Here is a 5,425-nt window from a genome sequence, read left to right as displayed (position 1 = left end):
ACACAAATCTAAAAATATAAGAGGTGTATCAGTATGAATGACAAAAAAGATGTTTTAGATAATGGTCCTTTTTTTCATGGTACTAAAGCGGAACTAAAAATTGGAGATTTATTAGAACCACAACACTTATCAAATTACCAAGATAAAAAATCTAACTATATATATTTTACTGCAACATTAGATGCTGCTAAATGGGGTGCTGAATTAGCAACATCTAAATCAAAGGAAAGAATTTATATTGTAGAACCATTAGGTGATTTTGAAAATGATCCGAACTTAACTAACAAAAGATTTTCTGGAAACCCAACACGTTCTTATAGGTCTAAATCTCCTTTGAAAATAATAGCTGAATTAGGTTCATGGGAAAGACATTCCGATGAAGAAATAAATCATATGCTTTCATCATTAAAAAAGTTACGTGAACAAGGAAAAGCTGTAATATACGATTAATCCTTAAGTATACAATTCGCAACATTTTTAGCGCAGATATTAACAACACCGCATAAATTAATGCGGTGTCTCCAAATTACATTCGAATTGATATGCCAATTATTGTGTTAAAAGTTAACAAAGCATTGATATATAAACAAAAAACGGGACGGTAATTAAAATATGAATTGCGTCCCCAATCCGGTTGTTATTTAATGTTTTCTTCCTGTCATCCGAACCCGTAACTAAATAATTGAGGGCTTTTCTTATTTGCTTTACTTCCTGAAGTCTTCATAAGATATTTCATCATTAGTTACTTGTGCTTTAACTTTGATATCGTCTTAATATTATTCTTCCACATAATTTAGTTCCTTCCCTTAAGAAGTTACCTATCATAGGATAATTTATAACTATTATTTCGTATCATTCTTCAACTTAACGCTGCCCCGGTTGTTGTTATGAAACAATACAAAGAAGAAGGGAGACGGAAGGATGTCAATGGAATGATCTCCTATTACCGTTAGGATGGTAATAGCCTAAATTGTTATTTTATAATTATTATTATAAGATTTACTTAAGATTGATATTATTGGCTCTACTATATCCTTTCTCCGATAAACGTTGTTAACAATTGAAAGAATACCCCTTCATATTTATTATCATATAATATTTTGTATTAAAGGAATTGGTTCTCAAAAGCTTTGATGTTATACTTGGAGTGAGTACATATACATAAAATAATGCTTCGATAATGGCAAACCTATCGAAAGGCAGGGACGCAAAGCTACGGATCTAAGGCATTTTTGCTAAGATGGCTGAGCTACCGATGAAGATGGATATTTGTTAAGTTATTCCACCTTTTATAGGTGGATTTTTTGCGCGTTAAAGAACGATGGATAGAATGCCGTAGTCAGAGTGAACACCATATTATTTTCCTGAAATCGGTGTAATAAGTGCAACTAGACTTCTGATTTTGCCTTTTAAGGCTCGCCAAGCGGCGAGTTTTCTTTAGTTAATAGAACTGTATAGTTATTTTAGGACTGTATAAAAATATTAACGTACTAAATATGATTATATTTGATACATGGAATACCGTGTTTTCTTGAAAAAGAGATTACATAACATACAAAGTGTAAAGTTTTGAGGTGATATTAAAATGAAGCTTATTATATGTTTTGCACTTGCAATGGTAATTGTATGCACACTTGTCTTCTTTTGGTCTCGTATAAAGGTGAAATTTCTGCATGAATTATCCAATCAAAGATGGAAAGTGGAGTCTCTAAAGGCTTCCAATCAAGAGTTAGTGGAAACAATAAGCCAGCAGCAAGGGATGCTTTTTAAGTTTATTAAGGATGGCGATAGATTTATTCATACTCTGTGTGAAGGAAGGTTACTTTATCGAATGGATCTTTCTCCTAAGAGGATTATTGGAAAGGAATTACGTGATTTTCTCCCGCAACTTGATGCTGAAGCGGTTATTCAATATTATTGGAGAGCTTGGCAAGGTGAAGATCATGTAACGTACGAAGGGGTAATAAATGGCGTTTCCTACATGTCATCGTTACGACCTATTCGAAAGAAGGGGCACGTGGTTGAGATCATTGGTTCATGTGTAGATATTACCGAAAGGAAGCGGGTAGAAAAAGCTCTAAAACTGAGTGAGGCCAATTATCGTCTAATTACAGAGAACATGTTGGATTTGGTTGGACTCTGGGATATAAATGGAAGAGTAATATATGCATCCCCTTCGCATGAAAAGGTATTGGGATATGATCCAAAAAAGTATGAAGGAGTATTGGCCTTTGATTTGGTTCACCCTGAGGATTCTCTGCGGTTATATGAACTTTTTTTTCAAAAAATTTCAACTAAATCACCATTTCAAGTCGAGTTTCGGTGTGAAAATGCTGATGGAGATTGGGTTTACTTAGAAGCTCAGGGAACCCCTGTAATTGGGGAGAATGATAAATTAGAGCATTTTGTTATTGTAGGTCGTAATATATCTGAGCGAAAGAAGATGGATGAGTTTATACGAAGAACGGAAAAGCTTTCCCTAGTAGGACAATTGGCTGCAGGTGTTGCACACGAAATAAGGAACCCTCTTACTTCGATAAAGGGTTTTCTGCAGCTTATGCAAAAGGAATTACATAAACCAAACTACCTTGAAATTATGTTGTCTGAGATTGATAGTATAGAAAAAATAATACAAGAATTCTTGTCACTTTCCAAACCACATGCCAGTAAATTGGCACCGACTGATATTAATGCACTTTTGCAATATGTTGTTACATTAATTAATGCACATGCCAAATTAAAGAATATTGATATAGTACTAGTGTCTGATTCTGAATTACCAATTATTCATTGTGACGAGCATCAAATGAAACAGGTTTTTGTCAATATTCTTCAAAATGCTGTGGAAGCCATGACAAATGGAGGCGAAATCGAAATTCAAACGATGCGATACGAATCAGATAATATAAGATTTAGGTTTATTGACCAAGGATGCGGCATTTCTGAAGATCGAATAAAAAGTATCGGTGAGCCTTTTTATAGTACGAAAGAAAAAGGAACGGGATTAGGGTTAATGATTAGTCATAAAATTGTCCAAGAACATGGGGGCACCATAAAGTTAGAAAGCACCATAAATGAAGGAACCATTGTTGATGTTATTTTACCTATTGGGAAAGGTGAACCGGTCCTGTCATTCCCGATAAGTTCGAAGTAGGGGAGAAGCAATCCTAAATAAAAGGGCCGAGGAACTGACTTTTGTCCCGAGATTTGTTACGGGACAGGAAATGCACCTCCTTTGATTGATACAAGCATAGTACCAGGAGGTGCAGAGTATACCCATCCGGATCATTAAATAACGAGTTAATTATTGAAACTGGAGCAGGCTATTTAATTTGATATTTTGCTTATGAAATTTATACTATGAAGGAATCAATCATTCATAAATAGATATCTTCCTGAGAAGAGCGCAATTTTAGAATAGCGCTCTTTCTTTATGTAAAAGCCAAATTTAGAAGATTTGAGTTCTTTATATAATCAGGTTATTGGAAGAAGAAAGCTATTAAAATTAGTGATGTAAGTTTATGCTTTTTATGTAATAATTATTTTGTAGATATATAAATTTACAATTCATACATAGTGGAAGTGGGGATCATCATGGCAACAGGAACACATACAGTAGAAATTCCAGTAGATGTACAAGCAGTTTGGGATTATGTCAGTGATCTTGAAAAATGGGCAACAACTGTCCCAGCTTATAAAGAGCATGAAATCATAAATGACAATCAATCTATTTGGACATTTGAAGGTAGTGTGAAAGGTATTAAAAAAACAATACGAGCGCAGGTAGATATTACCGAATGGAATGAACCTTCAAATATTAAGTTTGAACTAAAAGGTTTATCAGATAATTTTACAGGAAGCGGTCATTTTACTGCAGAAGATAGAATTGGTAAGACAATCATGACTTGTACCGTGGAAGTCCATGCAGGCGGATTATCAGGTGCGGTGTTAACACCAATTATAAAATGGGCAGTTCCTAAAGTTGCATCTCGTTTAACAGAATCTATCGCACGTAAAATTGCCGTATTCGCATAATTTTCAAAGATTGAAAATCGCTTCATACTTGGAAATACCTCCTCTGAAGCAAAGATGGTAACTAAAGTAATGATAAAGAGTTTTACTAGCAGTTATATCATTAGCGGAAAGGGGGTCGTCCAAAAATGGAGGGCCTCTTTTTTCTTATTAAAATTGTGAAATCTAACCGGTACCTTAAATGCTCTCAGACATAATATTTCAAGGGATTTTACAGTTACATAATTATATTTAAGAAGTCCATTGACTTCATAAGGCTTGCTTTGTTAATCGAGTAATATTTTGTGTTACTTTTACGTTGATTGGTAATCAAGTAAGAGTTCTAGAAGCGGATACATATATTAATATTTAGATGCGATTCTGTAGGAATGCTAAACTAGGAGACTATTTAGAGGTTAAATGGAGGTATTTTTAATTTTTTTGTAGAACATGAACTTAATAGGGATTAACGGAGGATTCGTGATGAGAGTTTCAACAGAGAAGATTATTGAGTTAACAACTACGGTACAATGGAAAGAAGCATTCCCGATTATGAAGCAGCTTCGTTCAGATTTAGAGGAAGGGACATACATTGATTTGCTTAGTGAGATGAAAGAAGATGGATATCGTCTATTTGCATTATTTGCTGATAATAATATTGTGGCTTTAGCTGGCTTAAGCTTGAGGGTGAACTTTTATAGTAAACGTCATGTTTTTATATATGATTTGGTAACAGATGCTTCTCACAGATCTCTTGGATATGGAGAAAGACTACTAAAATATATTCATAATTGGGCGAAAGAAAATGGGGCAGAGTATGTGGCTTTGGAATCGGGAGTCCAAAGAATAGATGCCCACAGATTCTACGAAGAAAAATTTAATTACGATAAATGGTGTTTTTCATTTAGAAGAAATTTATAGCATGGTTTTTCATGCTAAACTTGGTGAAGATGATGTTTAAATGACTAGTGCAATTAATTGATATCTTGAAAGGGATGTGAATAATAATGAGCGTGTATGACTTTACAGTAAAGAAAATCGACGGTCAGACAGAGCCGTTGTCTAGTTATGAAGGAAAAGTCGTTCTTATCGTCAATACGGCGAGCAAGTGTGGCTTTACCCCACAGTATAAGGGGTTACAAGCGCTGTATGATAAGTACCGTGATTTAGGATTGGAGATTCTAGGATTTCCCTGTAATCAATTCGGTCAACAGGAACCAGGAACGAACGAGGAAATTCAGCAGTTTTGCAATTTGAATTTCAATGTGAGTTTTCCAATGTTTGCAAAAGTAGACGTAAATGGTGCAAATGCAGACCCACTTTATCAATATATAAAAAAGGAAGCTAAAGGAGCATTAGGCTCACAAGCGGTCAAATGGAATTTTACCAAATTTCTAGTGGACCGAAAAGGGAA

5 protein-coding genes and 1 riboswitch are annotated in these 5,425 nt (G+C 34.6%); all 5 genes read left to right on the top strand.

What is annotated here, in order from left to right; genetic code table 11:
- Positions 1 to 33 precede the first annotated feature (33 nt).
- Entirely contained in the window at positions 34 to 450 is a 417-nt protein-coding gene (gene arr, locus V7122_RS25595; protein ID WP_335530144.1) for an NAD(+)--rifampin ADP-ribosyltransferase, read from the top strand.
- A 722-nt stretch (positions 451 to 1,172) separates the two neighbouring features.
- Positions 1,173 to 1,257: riboswitch (cyclic di-GMP riboswitch) on the top strand.
- Between the two features lie 328 nt (positions 1,258 to 1,585).
- Positions 1,586 to 3,154 carry a PAS domain-containing sensor histidine kinase gene (locus tag V7122_RS25590; RefSeq protein WP_335530142.1) on the top strand — a complete coding sequence of 523 codons (1,569 nt, stop codon included), beginning with the start codon at positions 1,586 to 1,588 and terminating at the stop codon, positions 3,152 to 3,154.
- Positions 3,155 to 3,594: 440 nt separating this feature from the next.
- A complete protein-coding gene (locus V7122_RS25585) occupies positions 3,595 to 4,035 on the top strand; it encodes a CoxG family protein (protein ID WP_335345376.1) in 441 nt (146 codons plus the stop codon).
- Positions 4,036 to 4,494: 459 nt separating this feature from the next.
- Complete coding sequence (locus tag V7122_RS25580; protein WP_335530140.1) at positions 4,495 to 4,932, top strand: GNAT family N-acetyltransferase; 438 nt, start codon at positions 4,495 to 4,497, stop codon at positions 4,930 to 4,932.
- Between the two features lie 86 nt (positions 4,933 to 5,018).
- Positions 5,019 to 5,425: glutathione peroxidase (locus tag V7122_RS25575; protein WP_335530138.1), on the top strand; the 407-nt coding region annotated here is incomplete at its 3' end.

It is taken from the genome of Bacillus sp. JJ1532 (assembly GCF_036965085.1).
Taxonomy (GTDB): Bacteria; Bacillota; Bacilli; order Bacillales; family Cytobacillaceae; genus Cytobacillus.
The sequence above is the reverse complement of the archived record's forward strand: the minus strand, read 5'-3'. Positions and strand labels throughout refer to the sequence as shown.

Excerpts from the sequence above, each read along its gene's own strand:
- arr (WP_335530144.1), top strand. The coding sequence starts at position 34 with ATGAATGACAAAAAAGATGTTTTAGATAATGGTCCTTTTTTTCATGGT.
- V7122_RS25590 (WP_335530142.1), top strand. The coding sequence starts at position 1,586 with ATGAAGCTTATTATATGTTTTGCACTTGCAATGGTAATTGTATGCACA.
- V7122_RS25585 (WP_335345376.1), top strand. The coding sequence starts at position 3,595 with ATGGCAACAGGAACACATACAGTAGAAATTCCAGTAGATGTACAAGCA.
- V7122_RS25580 (WP_335530140.1), top strand. The coding sequence starts at position 4,495 with ATGAGAGTTTCAACAGAGAAGATTATTGAGTTAACAACTACGGTACAA.